At 35.9% G+C, this 19,045-nt stretch carries 17 protein-coding genes and 1 pseudogene; 12 read left to right on the top strand and 6 right to left on the bottom strand.

All coding sequences use genetic code 11. The features are described 5' to 3' along the window. The first annotated feature begins 84 nt into the window (after positions 1–84). On the top strand, positions 85–210 hold the full coding sequence (locus FEZ13_RS20170) for a hypothetical protein (protein WP_255473181.1): 126 nt from the start codon (positions 85–87) through the stop codon (positions 208–210). A 302-nt stretch (positions 211–512) separates the two neighbouring features. Here FEZ13_RS20170 and ahpF read toward each other — a convergent pair whose 3' ends face one another. Continuing rightward, on the bottom strand, positions 513–2,069 hold the full coding sequence (ahpF, locus tag FEZ13_RS14135) for an alkyl hydroperoxide reductase subunit F (protein ID WP_146553217.1): 1,557 nt from the start codon (positions 2,067–2,069) through the stop codon (positions 513–515). 275 nt (positions 2,070–2,344) lie between these two features. After that, the gene (ahpC, locus tag FEZ13_RS14130) at positions 2,345–2,908 is read right to left on the bottom strand and encodes an alkyl hydroperoxide reductase subunit C (RefSeq protein WP_146547677.1); all 564 of its coding nucleotides are present in this window, start codon (positions 2,906–2,908) and stop codon (positions 2,345–2,347) included. A 716-nt stretch (positions 2,909–3,624) separates the two neighbouring features. On the opposite strand from ahpC, the gene FEZ13_RS14125 reads away from it, so the two are divergent. Further along, positions 3,625–4,089: a 2-thiouracil desulfurase family protein gene (locus FEZ13_RS14125; RefSeq protein ID WP_146553216.1), complete on the top strand. Its 465-nt coding sequence runs from the start codon at positions 3,625–3,627 to the stop codon at positions 4,087–4,089. Between the two features lie 246 nt (positions 4,090–4,335). Here FEZ13_RS14125 and FEZ13_RS14120 read toward each other — a convergent pair whose 3' ends face one another. Then, positions 4,336–4,896 (bottom strand): helix-turn-helix domain-containing protein, encoded by a 561-nt coding sequence (locus tag FEZ13_RS14120; protein WP_146547679.1) that lies wholly within the window; start codon positions 4,894–4,896, stop codon positions 4,336–4,338. A 404-nt stretch (positions 4,897–5,300) separates the two neighbouring features. On the opposite strand from FEZ13_RS14120, the gene FEZ13_RS14115 reads away from it, so the two are divergent. The 6 genes from FEZ13_RS14115 to FEZ13_RS14090 all read left to right on the top strand — a co-directional run bounded on the left by FEZ13_RS14115 (position 5,301) and on the right by FEZ13_RS14090 (position 11,973). Further along, complete coding sequence (locus FEZ13_RS14115; protein ID WP_370467708.1) at positions 5,301–6,854, top strand: L-lactate permease; 1,554 nt, start codon at positions 5,301–5,303, stop codon at positions 6,852–6,854. 465 nt (positions 6,855–7,319) lie between these two features. Then, complete coding sequence (locus FEZ13_RS14110; protein ID WP_146547681.1) at positions 7,320–8,180, top strand: ABC transporter permease; 861 nt, start codon at positions 7,320–7,322, stop codon at positions 8,178–8,180. A gap of 18 nt (positions 8,181–8,198) precedes the next feature. Beyond that, positions 8,199–8,978 (top strand): ABC transporter ATP-binding protein, encoded by a 780-nt coding sequence (locus FEZ13_RS14105; RefSeq protein WP_146553214.1) that lies wholly within the window; start codon positions 8,199–8,201, stop codon positions 8,976–8,978. A 216-nt stretch (positions 8,979–9,194) separates the two neighbouring features. Beyond that, positions 9,195–10,274 carry a taurine ABC transporter substrate-binding protein gene (locus tag FEZ13_RS14100; RefSeq protein ID WP_146553213.1) on the top strand — a complete coding sequence of 360 codons (1,080 nt, stop codon included), beginning with the start codon at positions 9,195–9,197 and terminating at the stop codon, positions 10,272–10,274. 16 nt (positions 10,275–10,290) lie between these two features. Then, positions 10,291–11,631, top strand: a complete 1,341-nt coding sequence (locus FEZ13_RS14095) for an LLM class flavin-dependent oxidoreductase (protein WP_146553212.1) — start codon at positions 10,291–10,293, stop codon at positions 11,629–11,631. A gap of 132 nt (positions 11,632–11,763) precedes the next feature. Continuing rightward, positions 11,764–11,973, top strand: a complete 210-nt coding sequence (locus tag FEZ13_RS14090; protein ID WP_146553211.1) for a DUF6366 family protein — start codon at positions 11,764–11,766, stop codon at positions 11,971–11,973. A 477-nt stretch (positions 11,974–12,450) separates the two neighbouring features. On the opposite strand, the pseudogene FEZ13_RS14085 reads toward FEZ13_RS14090, so the two are convergent. After that, positions 12,451–13,728 (bottom strand): annotated as a pseudogene (locus FEZ13_RS14085) (IS110 family RNA-guided transposase). A 400-nt stretch (positions 13,729–14,128) separates the two neighbouring features. Here FEZ13_RS14085 and FEZ13_RS14080 point away from each other — a divergent pair. The 3 genes from FEZ13_RS14080 (at position 14,129) to FEZ13_RS14070 (ending at position 16,106) form a co-directional block, all read left to right on the top strand. Then, complete coding sequence (locus tag FEZ13_RS14080; protein ID WP_146553210.1) at positions 14,129–14,899, top strand: DODA-type extradiol aromatic ring-opening family dioxygenase; 771 nt, start codon at positions 14,129–14,131, stop codon at positions 14,897–14,899. Between the two features lie 305 nt (positions 14,900–15,204). After that, positions 15,205–15,519: a MazG nucleotide pyrophosphohydrolase domain-containing protein gene (locus FEZ13_RS14075; RefSeq protein ID WP_146547688.1), complete on the top strand. Its 315-nt coding sequence runs from the start codon at positions 15,205–15,207 to the stop codon at positions 15,517–15,519. 17 nt (positions 15,520–15,536) lie between these two features. Continuing rightward, positions 15,537–16,106 (top strand): LOG family protein, encoded by a 570-nt coding sequence (locus tag FEZ13_RS14070; RefSeq protein WP_312755577.1) that lies wholly within the window; start codon positions 15,537–15,539, stop codon positions 16,104–16,106. A 555-nt stretch (positions 16,107–16,661) separates the two neighbouring features. On the opposite strand, the gene FEZ13_RS14065 is transcribed toward FEZ13_RS14070, so the two are convergent. Then, entirely contained in the window at positions 16,662–17,405 is a 744-nt protein-coding gene (locus FEZ13_RS14065) for a geobacillin-26 family protein (RefSeq protein WP_146553209.1), read from the bottom strand. Between the two features lie 485 nt (positions 17,406–17,890). Here FEZ13_RS14065 and FEZ13_RS14060 point away from each other — a divergent pair, with 485 nt between their 5' ends. Continuing rightward, the gene (locus FEZ13_RS14060; RefSeq protein ID WP_146553208.1) at positions 17,891–18,217 is read left to right on the top strand and encodes an antibiotic biosynthesis monooxygenase family protein; all 327 of its coding nucleotides are present in this window, start codon (positions 17,891–17,893) and stop codon (positions 18,215–18,217) included. 307 nt (positions 18,218–18,524) lie between these two features. Here FEZ13_RS14060 and FEZ13_RS14055 read toward each other — a convergent pair whose 3' ends face one another. Beyond that, positions 18,525–19,010 (bottom strand): GNAT family N-acetyltransferase, encoded by a 486-nt coding sequence (locus FEZ13_RS14055; RefSeq protein WP_146553207.1) that lies wholly within the window; start codon positions 19,008–19,010, stop codon positions 18,525–18,527. Between the last annotated feature and the right edge of the window lie 35 nt (positions 19,011–19,045).

The raw sequence follows: 19,045 nt of genomic DNA, 5'->3' as shown, positions 1-19,045 counted from the left end.
ATATGTTGTATAACAGATTGCAAAAGTCATGGGGAAAATAATGATTGTTTTAATACACAATAAATAAAAAGGAGAAATGAAATCATGTGGGTAGTCACTATCTTTAATGATATTAACGACATTCGTATGTTTGAGTACACTAATAGAGAAGCTGCAACAGCAAAAATCGAAGGCTTAGACAATGCCATTTTATCTTATACAAATTATTAGGAGATACCTTATCCAGCTGTAGATAAAGTAGAACTATTGAATAGAGCATCTTTTGAAGTGAAATATTAGAAATTGAAAAGGCGAAAACGTGTTCAATCGACGTTTTCGTCTTTTTTATGCCAAAGTTTTTAACTAAAATGATCCATTTAAAACAATAGCACTTTATTTTTATTAAATTGCGATCAAACCATCAAAGTATGAGAGTAGAGTGCCTAGCACATTATTGTCTATTTTAAGAAATGCACCAAAAATGCCCTCAGGAGAAATTCTCACCTGGGACATTTTTGTATCTATGAAAGGAATTATGCTTGCACGGGTTCCTTTACATCAGAACGAATCATATAATCGAAAGCGCCAAGAGCGGCTGTTGCACCAGAGCCAATGGAGATGACGATTTGTTTATAAGCTGAATTTGTGCAGTCACCAGCTGCAAAAACACCTGGCATGCTTGTTGCACCGTGTGGATCAACAATAATTTCATTCAATTTATTTAGTTCGAGTGTACCTTGTAAAAATTCTGTATTTGGCAATAAACCGATTTGAATGAATACACCTTCTAGTGTAAGATGGTGTTCCTCATTTGTTTGACGATCAATATATGTTAAACCATTGACAGTTTTATCACCGGTAATTTCCTTTGTTAAAGCATTCGTTAAAATCGTGACATTTGGTAAGCTGCGTAAACGATTTTGTAGAACAGAGTCAGCCTTTAACTCCGGACCACGTTGCAATAATGTTACATGATTGACAACACCCGCAAGGTCAATAGCAGCTTCTACACCAGAGTTACCGCCACCAACAACTGCCACATCTTTTCCTTTGAATAGTGGTCCGTCACAATGTGGACAGTATGCGACACCTTTTGTCTTGAATTCTTGTTCACCTGGTACACCTAGTTGACGATAGCGAGCACCCGTTGAAAGAATCACGGTTTTACTTTTTAGGACACCGCCATTTTCTAATGTCACTTCTATTAGATCATTTTTGGCTACTTTCACCACACGTTGATCTTTCATGATATCAACTGGATAAGCTTCCACATGTGCCTCTAGACTTGCCACAAAAGCAGGGCCTTCTGTTTCTTTAATGCCAATAATATTTTCAATCGCTAATGTGTCATTTACTTGCCCACCGAAACGTTCTGCTACAAGACCTGTGCGAATTCCTTTACGTGCTGTATAAACCGCTGCACTTGCACCAGCAGGGCCGCCACCAACAACAAGAACATCAAATGGTTCTTTATCATTAAATTCAGATGGATCGGACGCGGCACCTAATTTATTTAAAATTTCTTCAAGTGACATACGACCGCTTTCGAAAAACTCACCGTCCGCATAAACAGTTGGAACACCCATAATATCTTTTTCTTTCACTTCTGATTGATAAGCTCCTCCCTCAACCATCGTGTGTGTAATATTAGGGTTTAACACAGACATAATATTCAATGCTTGAACTACATCTGGACAATTATGACATGTAAGGCTGACATATGTTTCAAAATGGACAGGTTTCGTAATGGCTTCAATACGCTTAATCGTTGTATCTTCTATTTTTGGCGCACGACCTGATACTTGTAAAAGTGCTAAAACGAGCGAATTAAATTCATGACCAAGTGGTACACCGGCAAACACGACGCCTGATTCTTCAGAGCCTGCTTTATTGATGCTAAAGCTTGGCGTGCGTTCTAATTGTGTATGTTCCAACGTAATCCGTGGTGATAATTCCGCTAGTTCGTTGACAAGTTCCAATGTTTCCTTTGAAACTTTATCATCTCCTACACTCACTTTTAATACTAAATCGCTTTCAAGAAGTGCAAGTAATTGCTTTAATTGACCTTTAATATTTGCATCTAGTGCCATTATCATATCGTCGTTTTACTCGTTGTGCCAGTATCGATGCATGTATTCCACAATGCTTCATGCCATCGTACAAAGTCACGCGTGATGTATTCTCGAAACGACGACTTCTCACCTCTCTTTTATGATTTACACAGAGAATCATGTGCCTATTTTCATGCTCTTCTCTTATAAATAGAGCGACAAATACTAAGGAATCCCTAGTAATTGCCGCCCGCTTGATTGATATATTGCTGTGAAGTTACATTAGTGATTTAGAAAGAAACGAATCAGTCGAATTAGATTTTACCTACTAAGTCGATGCTAGGTGCTAAAGTTTCGCCGCCTTCTTTCCATTTAGCTGGGCAAACTTCACCTGGATGATTACGTACGTAAGTAGCTGCTTTGATCTTATCGATTAATTGAGAAGCGTTACGACCGATACCATCGTTATTGATTTCTAATGTTTGAACAACGCCATCTGGATCGATTAAGAATGTAGCACGTTGAGCAGCACCTGCTTCTTCATCTAATACATCGAAGTTACGAGAAATTGTATGGTTAGGGTCACCAATCATTGTATATTCGATTTTAGAAATAGCTTCTGAATGGTCATGCCATGCTTTGTGAGTAAAATGAGTGTCTGTAGATACAGAATAAACTTCAGCGCCAAGAGCTTTTAGGTTTGCATATTCAGATTGTAAATCTTCTAATTCAGTTGGGCACACGAAAGTAAAGTCTGCTGGATAGAAGCAAACTACAGCCCATTTACCTTTTAAAGTTTCGTCTGTAACTGTTTTGAATTCACCATTTTGGAATGCTTGTGCAGTGAATGGTAAGATTTCTTTGTTTACTAATGACATAATCGAATTCCTCCTGTATACGTTCATTTTTCCAATAATTATTTTTTAATTAGAATAATTATTGTTTGTACTTAAATTATTATACGAAAAAGGATTTCTGTCAACCCTTTTCCCTTATAGTATCAAATTTCTGTATTATACGTCCAGAAATGTTGATTTAACAATGTTTCAGTACCATTCTCTTTTATAGCATCCAGCCCTATAGCAGCATAATGAAAAATAAAATAAAAAGCTAAAAAACACACCTCATGTATATAAAATGCTACAAAATCATTTTTTTATGTTATAAAAAAGAAATAATAGATTTTATTTTCCCAATCGCTGTCATAATTTTTTCATTTTTTCAATTAAATTTCACATTTCTCAAAGCAAAAAAGTTGACAATGGAAAAAAGAGTTATTCTATCAATATTTTTATAAAAAGCTCAGCTGCCACAAGCATAGCTTTGATTAAACACCTTAAGGTCTAGAGCAAATGCTGAATTTTTGAATTCATTATAGATTGTCCAATCTTTGAAAATGCTATACAATCTAACCGTTGTTCATTACTGGAAACATAATAATTCGCCATCTGAAGTATAGTAATCTATTGTTTCTTATCCTGCCTAATGGAAGTTAGATATTACTGTTGGATGTGCACAATTGATATAGAAAAAATATTTCAATATGAGTATGAGAGAAAAAAGGTAGCTAATTTGTATAGATAGGATGTGTAGCATGATTTTGGTCAGTTCTTGTTTAGCCGGAAATCCGGTAAGGTATAATGGCACTTCTTGTATGAATGATATCGTTCAAAAATTAATTGATGAGAAGAAAGCAGTTCCAGTTTGCCCAGAGCTTTTGGGTGGTTTTGTGATACCAAGAGAACCTGCTGAAATTATAGGTGGAGATGGGTTTGATGTTTTAGATGGCAAAGCAAAAGTTATCGAATGCTCAGGGAATGATGTAACAGAATTATATATAAATGGTGCTAGAAAAACTTTAGAGATGGCGAAAGAAATAGAAGCGACACATGTAATATTAAAAGAATATAGCCCCTCTTGTGGAAGTCAAAAAATTTATAATGGAGAGTTTATGGGGAAAAGAAGAGATGGTGCTGGAGTAACAGCCGCTTTGTTAGCAATCAATGGCATCAAAGTTGTATCTGAACAGGAGTTAGAAAATTGGAAAGATGAAGTCTAGACAATGATGCCTAACTCTTTGGCTTTGAAATGAGCAAACTGATGATCCTCTAAAAAGGCAAAAGTTATTTTTTATGTTAGTTTTGTATTTTTATCTTTATCTTCATCTTCATTCAGTAGAGAACACTCACAGGTGAACGATATAAATGTGTCCCCATTGTTCACTGAATGAAGGGAAGGTCTTATAAGAGTAATTGTACAAGCCTATTCAAATCCGGATGCAATTACACCAAGGGACAGTGAATAATCAAGCATCTATTTTATGTGAATCAATGATTAAATAATAATGGCACTCCGTGTTTAAAAGGTTTACAAATCGATGTTTTAAGTCTGCCTCGTAATAGATTGAATCCCCTTTTTCTAAAATATAACTTTTGGGTTCCTCGCCTAATTCGATTTTCAATTTTCCACGTGCTACATAAATATGTTCCTGAACACCTCTTTTGTGAGGAGGAAATGTACCTGTCTCTTTTAAAGGGGGAATGATATTTAAGATAAATTCTATACCAATGGCTGAAAAAGATGGAGACAAAAGATGCCTTTCTACACCTGTAGTTTCATCTCTATAGATCAACTGCTGATTGGAACGAATAACAATCACCTCATTTTCCTGCTGTTCACCTAATAATTTTGAAATAGTTACTTCAAGACCTTCTGCAATTTGAGACGCCACTTGAATGGTCGGGTTTTTTTCACCTCTTTCAATCATAGATAGCATGGATTTACTCACATTGGATCGTTCAGATAATTCCTCTAAAGTAAGCCCCTTCCGCTTTCTTTCTTTTTTAATATTGTAACCAAATTCCATTTTTTATAGCCCCTCTTTTTCAATATAGTGAATTTCTTTATTGACTTTTGACAGGTAAATCAAATAATATAAAATTTACTATAGTGGATTTTTGTTAACTAAATCATAACAGGAAGGGAGAGGATCCACAAGAATGATATAGGGTATGAGCAAATAAAAGTGAGGGATAAAGAAATAGTGGTCCCCACTGGGTGAAGTTTCACTTTATTCCGCTTTAACGGGCAGTAAGACCCTCATCTCAAGATTTAGAGAGAAACGAAAAAGATAAATGGGGGATCAACTGCCCGTAAAAGTCCGATTGGTTCGGGCTAACAAGATGTTGGTCACTCAGGTGTTGCCACAGGACGTGGCGCTTTTAACCTGAGTTCTTCTATTTCAGTGGGGGATGAAGAAAACCCTCACTGATGGAGTTTCACTTTATTGAAATGGAGGGATTTTCCATGATGCTTTTAATGGCTATAATACCGATTTTAAGTGTTCTTATCTTCTTGTTTTTTTTAAAACAGACATCATTACGGGGAGGGGTTTTTTCGCTTATGGTAGTTATTATGATTACTTTTCTCTACCATGGCTATAAGCTTACACCAGAAAATATGGTTCATTCATCCCTTAAGGGGTTATTCATTTCATTTATAGCTGCATACGTTCTCTTTTTTGGCATATTGCTTTTCCACTTCATTGATGGCGTAGGGGGAATTCAATCAATAGCTTCCTTCATATCTCAGGCAACTAATGATCATATTATACAAGTTTTGATCCTAGTGGCTGGCATTTCTCCGCTTATTGAATCAACAAGTGGATTTGGAATAGCGTTTATGATAATTACACCAATATTTGTTGCTCTAGGATTTCACCCTGTAAAGGCTGTTCTATTAGGGCTTGTTAGCTTGCTAGCTGTTCCTTGGGGAGCATTAGCTACAGGGACAGTCATTGGCGCACAATTAGGAGGGATTTCACTTCAAAAACTAGGAACTGGAACGGCTCTTATAAGTATTCCTATTTTTATCTATTTTATGGTTATTGCCGTTTACATAGCTGGAGGGTTCAAGGCTATTAAGGCAAAATGGAAAGAGTTAATGTTGTTTTCTATTATTTTTTCTATCTCGATTCTTCTTTTTAATACTTATGTAAGTGTTGAATTGGCAGGTGTATTAGGTGCATTGGTTACAACTGGGATAGGTTTAATGATCATTAAAATTTCTTCACTAAAATTAAATAAAGAAGATAACAATACAGTTATTTCACAAGTATCGGCATCAAAAGAAAAGTACACTAAGGTAAGTATGCTGAAAACAATGAGCCCCTATATCATCTTAACTGTTCTTATCTTCATTTCCCGTTTATGGGCACCCTTTAGACAATTTTTAGAGTCTCATTTTGTTGTGACATTCCCGTCTTATGACTTTTCGATGGCTCTACTTTATTCACCAGGCTTTTGGTTATTCGTTACTTGTCTATTGACTATTTTTATCTTCAAAATTAATAAAGATAAGATATTCATCTCATTGGTAAAGACATTCAAACAATGGATACCATTTGTCATTTCAACTGCCGCCTTTGTTTGTATATCTGAAATCATGTCGGAAGCTGGAATGATATCGACTCTTGCTAATACAGCAGGGAATATATTCGGAAATAGTTTTTTGTTGATCGCTCCTTTAATAGGAGGAATTGGAGGTTTTCTCACAGGAAGCAATACGGGGTCTAACGCTATGTTTATGAAATTACAAGTTCAAACGGCACAACAAGTTGGACTATCATCAGACTTCATTACATTTGCACAAAACGCGAGTTCCTCACATTCAACTATGGCAAGCCCCGCCAGAGTAACATTAGGTGCAGCACTATGCGGTATTCCATCTCAAGAAAATAGAATATTGAAAAGTATATCTTTCATTGTTTTAGGGTCAATAGCCCTAATTATAATCGCTGTTCTTTGTCTATCGATATTAAAGTAGATGACATGAAAGGTCAATATAAGAGCATGATCCTAAGCGTGTTAAAGGTCCAATTTTATTCCTTAAAATATAAATAATTGGGTAAGATTTCATTTCAATTCATATAAATGAAAGTTAACAATAGGAAATTTACACATTCATGTTCACATGCTTAACTTAATATTTTCCAATCAACATGCTTGACCTTTTTATGTAATAAATCTATTTCACTTTTATTTTATTCAGAAGTAATAATTTGAAAACATACTTGACCACTTAGTTTTATATACATTATAATTGGAATACATTTTCATTATTGGACTGACTAGACAACTAGAGGCCTTCTAAATATTAGAGGGCCTTATTTTTTTATAGGAATTGACTGGAGTAACGAGAGATTCTTAGAAGAAAATTTAAAAGTGAATTTTTGTTGTTATTGTTTAGACGTTCAAAAGTCTTTTAAGTTCAGGAAAGGGGTGTCCAAAGATGGTTCAACAAAATGAGCTGCAGACAGCAAAAGAACAACCACTGAATAAACTACCAGTGAATTTAAAAAGGAATAAGAAAAAGAGTCTTAAATTTTGGAAAATAGAAACCTTGATTACGATCACTACTTTTTTATTGATCGGGATTATCTGGTTTTTAGTAACGGAGTTTAAAATGGTATCGCCGTTAATTGTACCTTCACCAGCAATTGTATTACATAGTTTTCAAGAGGTATTGTCGACTGGATATAAAGGTATTCCATTATTGGTGCATGTCTTCGATAGTATGAAACGTTTATTATCTGGATATGTTCTAGCAGCCATTTTGGGGGTGCTATTGGGATTAGCGAGCGGATATAGTAGCAAAATCCGTGCTGTTTTTGATCCTATTGTTGAATTCTATCAATCATTACCACCACTTGCCTATTACACAGTATTAATTATTTGGTTCGGTATTGGGGATGTATCTAAAGTGGTATTGCTATTTTTAGCCGCTTTTGCACCCATGTTTATTTCGTCCATGGCAGGGGTGAAGAATGTTAAAACGGAGTATATTCAAGGGGCTTTAAATTTGGGCGCCAATCAATGGAAAACTTTTTATTACGTTATATTACCCGCGAGTTTACCATTTATTTTTACAGGTTTACGAACATCGATGGTCGCATCCTATAGCACACTTGTGGCGGCAGAAATGGTAGCAGGTGCAAGTGGTTTAGGCTGGATGGTAATCGATGCAAGCCGATTCTTACGAAGTGACATCATTTTTATGGGATTAATCGTTATGGGGATTATCAGTATTATTTTAGATCGTACATTACGATTTGCAGAAGTAAAGATAGTTCCTTGGAAAGGAAAAGATTAATAAGCAAGGAGCGATTAGATGGTACAGGTTGAAGTAAACGAAAATGTGTTAGAACTCAAAAATATTCAATTAGCATATGAAACACAGGGAGAAGATGTACTAGCACTCCAAAACATTGATTTAAATATAAAGGAAGGCGAATTTGTCTGTATTTTAGGACCATCAGGTTGTGGAAAAAGCACATTGTTGAAAATCTTAGCTGGTTTTATAACGCCGACGGAGGGCTCTGCAAAAATTGATGGTTCTGAAATTAATAGTATCGATTGGAATCGTGGTGTTGTCTTTCAGCAAGCGGCGCTATATCCATGGTTAACTGTTGAACAAAACGTGAACTTTGGATTGAAGATGAGAAAAAAGAAAGATGCTACGACCGTACGGTATTTTTTAGATAAGGTCGGGCTATCACAGTTTAGCCATAACAAGCCATATGAATTATCGGGAGGAATGAAACAACGTGTTGCCATTGCTCGTGTATTGGTAAACAATCCTCGGGTCCTATTGATGGATGAACCATTTTCTGCGCTTGATGCGTTAACGCGAGAACAAATGCAAAACTTGCTTAGAGATATTTGGAGAGAAACGAAAAAAACAATTATTTTCATTACGCATGATGTGGATGAAGCTTTACTATTGGCGACAAGAATAATTGTCATGTCTAGACGCCCAGGCCGCATTGTAAAAGAAATAGATGTAGCTTTTACCAATCATATTACGACTGAAGATAATAGTGTTCGTTTTACCAAAGAGTTTCAAGAAGTTCGGGAACGAATTTTACAGATCATTAATAACCAATCATAAAGTGAAACTTCAACTAGTGGGGGTTTTCTTCATCTCCCACAGAACTAGAGGAACTCAGGTTAAAAGCGCCGCGTCCTGTGGCAACACCTAAGTGGCCAACATCTTGTTGACCTGAACCAAAAATAGGGGTTTTACAAGCGGTTAACCTGCTTTATTTGGGGTGGGGATAATCGTCCTGCCTGTTACTGCAAGATAAGAAAACTCAGGAGGCACAAAATGACGAATTCGAAACATTGGATAACAATAACTTTTTTAGCTTTAATGACTATACTATTAGTTGCATGCAATAATTCAAAATCCGTGGGTACAACATCTAAAGCCGAAACAACCAACACAGCAGCTAAAGAAGAACTACCGAAAACTGTGAACATCGGTTTTTTTGAATATATTGATGACAATTTAATCGTAAAACAACAGGGATGGCTGGAAGAAAAACTAAGTAAATTAGGAGTCAACGTCAACTGGGTAGCTTTCCAAGCGGGACGTGATGCGAATAACGCATTATTATCAAAATCTATAGATATTCAAATCGGTATTGGTGATCCCCCCGTTAGTATTGCTGTATCCTCAAAGATTCCATACGAAATTTTTTGGGCAGGCCAGACAGTGGGTGAGGCGGAAGCATTAGCCGTTAAAAAGAATAAAGGAATATCAAAGATAACAGATTTAAAAGGAAAACGCATTGCAACAACATCTGCATCTACTTCACATTATAGCTTATTGAGTGCTTTAGAAATTAACGGTCTAAAAGCTGCGGATGTACAAATCATTGATCTGACCCCGCCTGAAATTTTGTCGGCTTGGAAGCGCGGTGATATTGACGCAGCATATACTTGGGATCCAGGTCTAACTGAATTATTGAAGGATGGGACAAAACTTATTTCAAGCGCTGATTTAGCAAAACAAGGTCATCCGACAGGGACTTATGGTGTTGTCCGTAAAGAATTCGGAGAAAAATATCCAAAAATCGTTGAATTATATATAGAACAATTGATTCGTGCACAAAAATTATATGCAGAAAATCCAGATGAAGCAGCAAAAATTTGGTCAGAAGCATTACAAATTACAAAAGAAGATGCGGCAAAACAAGCAAAAGGATCAAATTGGTTAACACCACAACAACAGTTATCCGATACGTTTTTAGGTACAAAAGAAAACATTGGAAACACTGCAAAATCATTAAAAAAGATTGGCGATTTTTTAGTAGATCAACAATCGATACCAGCAAAATCAGAGGTGCCTTCATATGAAGCGATTATTAATCCTACCTATTTAGAGAGTGTCGTAAACAAATAAAGGGGGTGTTAATGAGATGGTGAAAAAACGATTAAAATTAGGCGTATTCTTCATGTTACCAGGACACCATGTTTCAGCATGGCGTTATCCGGGAACGAAAAAAGAGCATTTATTTAACCTGAAGTTTTTAGCACAACAAGCAAGGCTAGCGGAGAAGGGAAAACTTGATATGATCTTTCTAGCAGATCAGCTAAATAGTGATGATCCGACAGCTACAGGCTTTGAACAAACACTAAATCTTATGTATGAACCATTTACACTATTAGGGGCATTAGCTGCTGTGACAGATAAGATCGGATTAGTAGCGACTGCTTCTACTACACATAATGAACCATACAATATTGCGCGTAAATTTGCGTCACTTGATCAATTGAGTGAAGGACGTTTAGGCTGGAATGTTGTAACGAGTGGTTTGCCATTGGAAGCTCAAAACTTTAATAACCAACCATTAGAACATAGCAAACGATATGAACGTGCAGATGAATTTGTTGAGGTCGTCAAAAAACTTTGGGACAGCTGGGAAGAAGATGCCATTGTTTATGATCAACAAAATGGTGTAGTAGTTGATGCCTCTAAAGTACATATGATCAATCATAAAGGTGATTGGTTCTCTGTACGAGGTCCATTACCAGTGCCAGCATCGAAGCAGCATCGGCCGATTATCGTTCAAGCAGGTTCTTCACAATCCGGTAAAGAACTAGCTGCAAAAACAGCAGAGGTGGTTTTTACTGCAGCACAAAGTATTGAAGATGCTCGACAATTTTATACTGATTTAAAAGGGCGTCTAGCCAAATATGGGCGTCAACCGGATGATTTGAAAATCATGCCAGGTGTATTTCTAATCATTGGTAAAACAGTAGAAGAGGCGCAACGTAAAAGACAGCAATTACTCGATTTAATACCGGAGGAAGCCGGCCTAGCAAGACTGAGCGCACATTTAGAATTTGATTTGACAGGCTATCCCTTAGATGAGCCATTACCACCATTGCCACCCATTGAACAGGTCACAGGAACAAGAAGCCGAGTTGAGTTATTAAAAAAGGTAGCAGACGAAAATCATTTTACCATTCGTCAATTGTATCAGCATATTGCGGGCGCACGTGGTCAACGAGAACTTGTTGGGACTCCTGGGCAAATCGCAGATGACTTACAATTATGGCTTGAAACAGGCGCGGCTGATGGGTTTAACATTTTACCATCCCATTTTCCAGATGGTTTTCAAGATGTCGTGGAATTATTGATACCTGAACTTCAACGACGAGGCCTTTTCCATACAGAGTATGAAGGTGATACATTACGTGACCATTTAGAACTCAAGACTCCTACACATTATTATGCGAAAGTACCACAATCATAGTGGCAGCAATTGTCCTTAGGTACTAATACTCAATATTGCGATCGATATTCTCGTAAAAACTCTAATATTATTTATAATGAAGAGAAATAAGTTATGCTTCATAAGGAAGAATAGCTATTAGGAGGTGTTCACTTGGATTCTCGAAGTGAGACAGCTGAAGAAAAAAGGGAACGCTTAAGGCAAGAGGAATTAAAAAATAATCCTTCTGGTACGTTGAATGATGGAGTGAATCGTACTGAAAATGGAAATTTGGTAGATTTAGCCGGCAGTTTAGGATGGAAAGGAACTGATATCTTAATATTAGTATTGTTTATAGGATATGTAATCTATCACGCGTGTTGATTTTACAAAAATCAGGAATATATGTTTGGCGTGATTTTTGAAAAACCCTGTATTTTCAGGACTATTTATATAGATTGGAGCGGAGGCTTGCTCGACTCCCTCTTAAAATGTTGTTATATCAACGTTTGCTAGAGTTTTTTCGTGTGAAAAAAATTTTTTCTTGGCCAAGATAGAGTGAGAACCAGTTTGATATTCCCATTTGTTTAAATAAATAACAATGTCAGTGTACGCTACGCTAAAGTTAATTGGAAATGAATTAACTCTATTGCCATTATTTGATGCACATTAGATCTCTGCGATGCTTATGATGACGTACCCTCCCATGTCTCTTGGCGTCTAGCGCGTACATTCCTTCGTTCGGTCTATTCATAAGGCAGAGGCGGCTGGTTTGCTCCCGCTGGGACTCAAGGTCTATTGTCGTTTATAGCGCCTGCTTCTCTGTGTCATCTTATTGTCATGAATTTTCTTGAAGAAAAGTTACGCTAACTGTTCCAGACAAGTGAGGTCCTTCATCATGGTTTGCGCATCAAAGTACACCTTTTTCTGACAAAGCGCATGGGCAATTTTTAGTAATTTCCCACAAAGAACGACCATCGCTTCTTTCTTTCTCAATGGGTTATTAGGGCGTGTAATATAGTACTCGTACAAGGCTTGAAAGGCAACGTTATAACGAATCATGGGTAGAATGGCTCGAAATAAGAGGCCACGTAGTTTTCTTCTACCACGTTTAGAAATCTTCTTTTGTCCTTTATGTTGTCCTGAAGAGTTCTCTCGTAAAGTTAACCCCGCTAGTTTTAATAATTGGCGTGGGTGCTTGTAATTTGTGAGAGGACCTGTTTCAGCTAGTAGTTCGGCTACCGTATTTTCACCGACACCAGGGATAGACAGGAGATATTCGTAATCCGTCATTTCTTTAGCTAATTGCGTTAAACGCTCAGCTAACACCTCGTATTGTGCCTGTAATTGTCTGTATTGTTCGAGGAGACAGTGAATCTCGAAACGAGCCATTTCATGCCCTTCAGATAGGCCAATAGAGGTATGGGCATATGGTTGTAATTGTTTTATTTTTGGAGAAGAAGGATATTTTAATCCTTCTACTTGTCGATAGAGTTGTCATAATTCCTCTAAACTTTTATCTTGCATATCTGTTGGAAAAGGGGTTTGCTCCAGAACAGCTAAAGCATTTTTCCCTATTTCTTTAAAGACCCATTGAAATTCAGGGAAATAACGATCTGTCCAACGAATGATGCGATTTTTCAGTGCAGCTATATCTTCCTGCAATTTTAAGCGGAAAGAGGAGCCATTGCGAAGCTCTGCTTCCACGCCTTGTAGAATTCGTGGAAAACTGTATCGACCATCACGGATGAGTTGAGCAATGACACGGGCATCTTTCGCATCGTTTTTCGTTTGAAGGTTATCGTCCAATTCTTTGGTGCGACTGACATGCATCGGATTAACCATCACAAAAGGGATATCATTTACCATCAAAAAGTCCGCTAAGTTCATCCAATAGTGACCAGTGGGCTCAAAGCCAACAAGGATATTAGATTTAGCGTGTGTTGTCTGTAAAGTACCGATCCGCTGTAAAAAGTGCATAAATCCATCACTTGATTGATGAAAAGGAAACGATTTTTGTAACACGCGTCCACGATCATCCATCGCACAAGCATAGTGTTTACGCTTAGCAATATCAATTCCAATCACTAAAGTGTCTTCATTGACTTGATTAATTTTCTCATTCATATTACGATTCATATATGTCCTCCAGTAGATGTATGTGATTGATGTGATGGTTGATACACATGCATTCTACTAGAGGACATTTTTATTTGCAATACCTTGAAAACTTTCTAAACAGGAATGCTCCCGCGGGAAAAGCGAATAGATGAGACCCCGCAGCGTAGCGATTAAGGAACGGAGTCTAAGGGCGCCACGTCCTGTGGCAACGACTCCGTGACCAACATCCTGTTGCCCCCAGCATTCGCCCGCAGGAAAGCGAGCAAGCCGGAGTGGAAATCAACAAATCCTCTTATTTTTATGGATTAAATTGGATAATCAACACGCTTGTTTTTTAAATGTAAAAGTTTATTATGAACTTAGAAATAACAATCTTTTGATAAGAAAGAACGAAGTTAATAAGAAAGGGAGTATTTAGATGGTCCCATCATTGTTTATTGGACATGGTTCACCATACTTAGCAGTTACTCAAAATGAGTATTCAGATTTTCTAAAAGAATTAGGTAAACGTATTAAACCAAAAGCAATCGTCATCTTTAGTGCACATTGGGAAAGTCAAACATTATCACTAACGTATACAGATGATATTTTAGATACAGTGTATGACTACTATGGTTTCCCGGAAGAAATGTACAAAATAAAATATCCTGCAAAAGGATCTAAAATGGTAGCAAATATCTTGGAAGATCGTTTTGAAAAAGCTGGCATACAAACAAAACGTGAAGAAGTTCGAGGCTTAGATCATGGTGTGTGGGTTGCGCTTAGTCATATGTACCCGGATGCAGATATTCCAGTCGTCGAATTATCAGTCAATCCATTCTTATCACCAAAAGAGCAGTTTAACATTGGAGCAGCATTAAAAGGTATTGAGGAAGAGAATATACTAGTAATCGGTAGCGGTACAACCGTACACAATTTCCAATGGATGTATCCTGAAGCAACAAGCCCAGTCAAAGAAGCAGTTGAATTTGATAATTGGATTTTTGATCAAGTCCAAAAAGGTGATATCGATACTTTAGATCAATATCGAACTCTAGCACCAAATGCAACCCTTGCAGTGCCAAGACCTGAACATTTTGTTCCATTATTTATCGCAATGGGGAGTGCAAGTGATAAAACAACAAAACCGATAAAAATTAACCAAACATATGATTTTGGAACGATGAGTAATATGTGTATAGAGTTTTAAAGTAGTAAATGTTTGGATATAAAAATTATTAAGTGATTAAAATAAATAGCAACCAATAGAAAAAGGGGCTGTCCGAACAGTTGATTTTTGTCGACTTTTTGGGACAGCCCATTAATATTTATCAACTCAACTTCAGGAAACCGAGCAAGCCGTAGCGGAAATCGGCACATACACTATATTTTGTGGAAAATTGGATAATCAATACGATTGATTTGCTACTTCTTAAAGAAAAAGCCTTATAGATTAAAATAATCGTATACGGTATGATTAAATATAGAATCTTCCGTTTATAGGAGTGAAATAGTATGAATGCAAAGGAATTCCAAGATTGGATTAACGATTATTATCAACAACGTGGCTGGCATGATTTAAATATTTTTATTCGAATTGGGTTTTTATCAGAAGAGACAGGAGAAGTTGCTAGAGCTATCAGAGCACTTGAAATTGGAAGAGATCGACCAGATGAAGCAGATGAGTCATTCGAAGAAAATAAGAAAAATTTAGTGGAAGAATTAGGGGACGTATTAGGAAATGTAGCAGTTATAGCAAACAAGTACGATATTAGTTTAGAGGATATTTTTTTACAACATAAGAATAAATTATCAAAAAGATATGACTGAAAGAAGGTAATTTACGAATGATGCAAAATGTAGCAGTATTTTGTGGTTCAAGTATTGGTAAAGATCATATTTATCTAGAAAGTGCAGAACAGCTAGGAAGGGAATTAGCTGTTCATGGTAAAACCCTTATTTATGGCGGCGCACAAGTTGGATGTATGGGGGCTATAGCTAATGCGACTTTGGAAAATGGTGGACAAGCGATAGGTGTAATACCACAAAAATTAAAGGATGTCGAAATAGCGCATGAAAATTTAACAAAATTATATATTGTTAACTCTATGCATGAAAGAAAAGAGAAAATGGAGAAATTGGCAAACGGTTTTATTGCCCTTCCTGGTGGCGCAGGTACATTAGAGGAATTGTTTGAAGTTTTTACTTGGGCACAATTAGGCTACCATAAAAAACCATGCGGCTTATTAAATGTAAATGGCTTTTTTGAACCGTTGCTGTCGATGTTGGATTATATTATTAGTCAAGAATTCATGAAGAGTGAATATAAAGAATTGTTTATTGTTGATTCAGATCCTGAAAGATTATTGAAAAGAATGGACAGCTATCAACCGACCGTTTTAGCAAAATGGTCATAATATATTATTTAATTCACTGTAGATAGATTTCTGGAATTTTAATTCTGAAAAGATAATGTGAACCAAATGAGTAATTGCTTTAAACCTATACATGAAAACATATTCTACATAGAAAAGTAGAAATATATCATTTTTAAGGGACGGTGCATATTTAATTTGAAACTTGAATGATTCATCATTAAAGAATCTATAGGTATAAATTTCAGAGAAATAGGATGGTATACCATATATAGTTTATAGTTCCTCCTGCTATTAGTACTCCAACTATTGTTAATAGACTTAAAATCATAACAAGCTTGTTATTCATACTTGGACTTTTTTTATTTAACCTAGAATATTTTTTTAATGTATATAAAGACGTTGAGATGAAAAGAAGAATAAATAAATTAAAAACGATTATTTTAATAATCATGGTGGTTAACCCCCTTTTATATTCTACTAGCTATCATACATGATACTTTTCAACTTTTGAAGTTTTTTGAAAATCCATATAAAAAGCAAAAACGCGGTAAATAAACGTTTTTGCTTTTTACCATTTTTCAATCTTATTACCTATTATTCAATTGCTAGTTCATAATTAAGTTTTACATCTTTATAAGCTTGATAAACTTTTACACCTACACCAACTGCAGTGGCTATAACACCAGCAGCTACTAGCCCTGCCACAACAGCCCCAATACCAGTTGGTGCTGTTAATGCAGTTACTATTCCTGCTGTATAACTAGAAACACCAGCAGCTGCAAATTCACCTTCTGTAGTTATCAACTCTTTAACGCTATTTTTAAATGTTTGTAAACTATCTAAGTTTTTACTTGTTTCTTTTTTAGTTGTAACATGCTTTGAATCTTTTGCTATAGTCCACGTTCTAAAAGGTTTAATATTGATATCTTTATAACTTACTCGTATAACTTTACAACTTACACCAAAAGCTATATCTGCTGCTGAATAAACCGTTTTTCTAATTGCTGGATTAGTAGGATATTCTACAGAAAAAGTAATAAATGGAGGAGCCGATATTGAAGAAGCAACATTAGAATTAGATACTTTTACACCATTTTCTATAATAGTTAACTCTGTATTTAATTTGTTGTATGTTGAAATTGCAGTTTCTCCATTGAAAGTAGTTTGTACAACTCTTTCGCTAGCATTGTCTTCAAGAATTTTTACTTTTACACCTGAAGATTCTTCTATAAATTCTTCATTTTGCTCATTGGCAGAGCTTGCACTTACATTATTCCCAAATGGCAAGGCTATCCCTATTAAAAGGAAAAACACAATTAAAATACTAAATTTTTTCATAATAAAATCCCTCTTTAAATGTTAGTTTATCAATGGTCTGATTTAAAAATTTTTGCCACATGTAATTTAATAGATTAAATTAAACTATTAAATTCATATATGATTAGAGTTTATTTCTTTTTCCTCCATTTCTATTTAGTAGGTTTAGCGAATGCTAGTGATATAATTTGGTAATTACCTAAGTGATGATCTACATATAAGTTAATATATCTAATGCAATTTGCTTGACCTGTTACTATTTTAACAATTAAAAATCCCAAAAATGGGACTTTGTCTTAAAATATAATTAATGGATCATTAACGTCAAATTGCTTCTTTTAACATTACGGTTAAGATTAAAAAGTTAACGTTCATGATGAAGAGAAAAGCATTTAAACTTAACAATTTGTTTAATACGCGGAATCGTAAAAATTGGGTTTCAGTGTAATGGAACTTGAAGCTGATTAAGAAATAAATAATTCTTATTTTTTAGGAGTGTGTTGTAGATGAGTCATCTAGCTAATACATTTAAAATACCTTATTACGCAGTGATCTTTGCTTCGGAACGAACAGAGGGGGACAATGGACATCGCGTTATGGCATCAAAAATGGCTGAACTAGCTAGTCAGCAAAAAGGTTATTTAGGAGCTGAAAGTGCAAGAGGTGACGATTTAGGAATTACGGTTTCATATTGGGAAACGCTTGAAGATATTGCTGCATGGAAAGACCATGCAGCTCACCAAATCGCTCAAGAGCATGGTAAAAAAGAATGGTATAGTCGCTTTGCATTACGCGTATGTAAAGTAGAGCGTGATCATGTATTTGAAATGTGATCATGTGAGTTTGACCAAAGAGATTATTAGATTTTTTTCTTACAATAACGGGACAATTTATAGAATAAAATATAAACCTTCTCCTAGTTCGAAAAATAGTTGTTTTAAAATAGAGGTTTTTTAATCGCATGAATGGGCAGTAAATCTTTACTTTAAGATTCTATTAGAAAGCAGGAGGATAAGTTGGAAGGAGCAAATGCCGTAAAAGCCCCGATTCATTCAACTAACACTCAGTGGGAATTGAAGAACCCTTCCACTGGGTGAAGGTTTATTTTATAAGATGATATAATTATTATACGAGATCACCTCAAAACACTACTCTGCTCCGTCTCTCCATGATGATAGTATCTTGCCATTCCCCATCGCGTTTGGCGATTTTTTCTCTAGTGCCAACGACTCGAAATCCTACTTTTAAATGAAGAGCTAGGCTTGCTTGATTTTTGGAAGATATTGATGATTGTAATGTCCAATAGCCGGCTTCTTCGCTTTTTTGAATCATTTTATTCATAAATGCTGTTCCAATGCCTTTCCCACGAGCTAACTCACTGATATAAATACTAATTTCCCCTACACCACAATATACCTTTCGATTGGAGACTTGAGAAAGTGCAATCCAAGCAATAATTTGGCCATTCGTTTCTGCAACAAAGCGTAATGTTTTATGGTGAGATGCGTGCCAATCTCCTTTTGTTGGAACGATTGTTTCAAAAGTAGCAATTTTGGTTTCTAAACCTTGCCTATATATTTGAAGCACTTGTTCTAAATCAGAATGTTGCATTTGTCGTATGATCATAGTAATAACCTTCCCTAAGACTTGCTTCTATTTTT

The sequence above is a fragment of the Rummeliibacillus sp. SL167 genome (assembly GCF_007896505.1).
GTDB classification, from domain to species: domain Bacteria; phylum Bacillota; class Bacilli; order Bacillales_A; family Planococcaceae; genus Rummeliibacillus; species Rummeliibacillus suwonensis.
Note: the sequence above shows the minus strand (reverse complement) of the source record. Positions and strands in the feature narration are given on the sequence as shown.

Bases quoted from the DNA above. Each gene is read 5' to 3' on its own strand.
- FEZ13_RS14115 (WP_370467708.1), top strand. From the start codon at position 5,301: ATGGAGTTTCACTTTATTGAAATGGAGGGATTTTCCATGATGCTTTTA.
- FEZ13_RS14110 (WP_146547681.1), top strand. From the start codon at position 7,320: ATGGTTCAACAAAATGAGCTGCAGACAGCAAAAGAACAACCACTGAAT.
- FEZ13_RS14125 (WP_146553216.1), top strand. From the start codon at position 3,625: ATGATTTTGGTCAGTTCTTGTTTAGCCGGAAATCCGGTAAGGTATAAT.
- FEZ13_RS14080 (WP_146553210.1), top strand. From the start codon at position 14,129: ATGGTCCCATCATTGTTTATTGGACATGGTTCACCATACTTAGCAGTT.
- ahpC (WP_146547677.1), bottom strand. From the start codon at position 2,908: ATGTCATTAGTAAACAAAGAAATCTTACCATTCACTGCACAAGCATTC.
- FEZ13_RS14100 (WP_146553213.1), top strand. From the start codon at position 9,195: ATGACGAATTCGAAACATTGGATAACAATAACTTTTTTAGCTTTAATG.
- FEZ13_RS14075 (WP_146547688.1), top strand. From the start codon at position 15,205: ATGAATGCAAAGGAATTCCAAGATTGGATTAACGATTATTATCAACAA.
- FEZ13_RS14070 (WP_312755577.1), top strand. From the start codon at position 15,537: ATGATGCAAAATGTAGCAGTATTTTGTGGTTCAAGTATTGGTAAAGAT.
- FEZ13_RS14095 (WP_146553212.1), top strand. From the start codon at position 10,291: ATGGTGAAAAAACGATTAAAATTAGGCGTATTCTTCATGTTACCAGGA.
- FEZ13_RS20170 (WP_255473181.1), top strand. From the start codon at position 85: ATGTGGGTAGTCACTATCTTTAATGATATTAACGACATTCGTATGTTT.
- FEZ13_RS14060 (WP_146553208.1), top strand. From the start codon at position 17,891: ATGAGTCATCTAGCTAATACATTTAAAATACCTTATTACGCAGTGATC.
- FEZ13_RS14105 (WP_146553214.1), top strand. From the start codon at position 8,199: ATGGTACAGGTTGAAGTAAACGAAAATGTGTTAGAACTCAAAAATATT.
- ahpF (WP_146553217.1), bottom strand. From the start codon at position 2,069: ATGGCACTAGATGCAAATATTAAAGGTCAATTAAAGCAATTACTTGCA.
- FEZ13_RS14065 (WP_146553209.1), bottom strand. From the start codon at position 17,405: ATGAAAAAATTTAGTATTTTAATTGTGTTTTTCCTTTTAATAGGGATA.
- FEZ13_RS14120 (WP_146547679.1), bottom strand. From the start codon at position 4,896: ATGGAATTTGGTTACAATATTAAAAAAGAAAGAAAGCGGAAGGGGCTT.
- FEZ13_RS14055 (WP_146553207.1), bottom strand. From the start codon at position 19,010: ATGATCATACGACAAATGCAACATTCTGATTTAGAACAAGTGCTTCAA.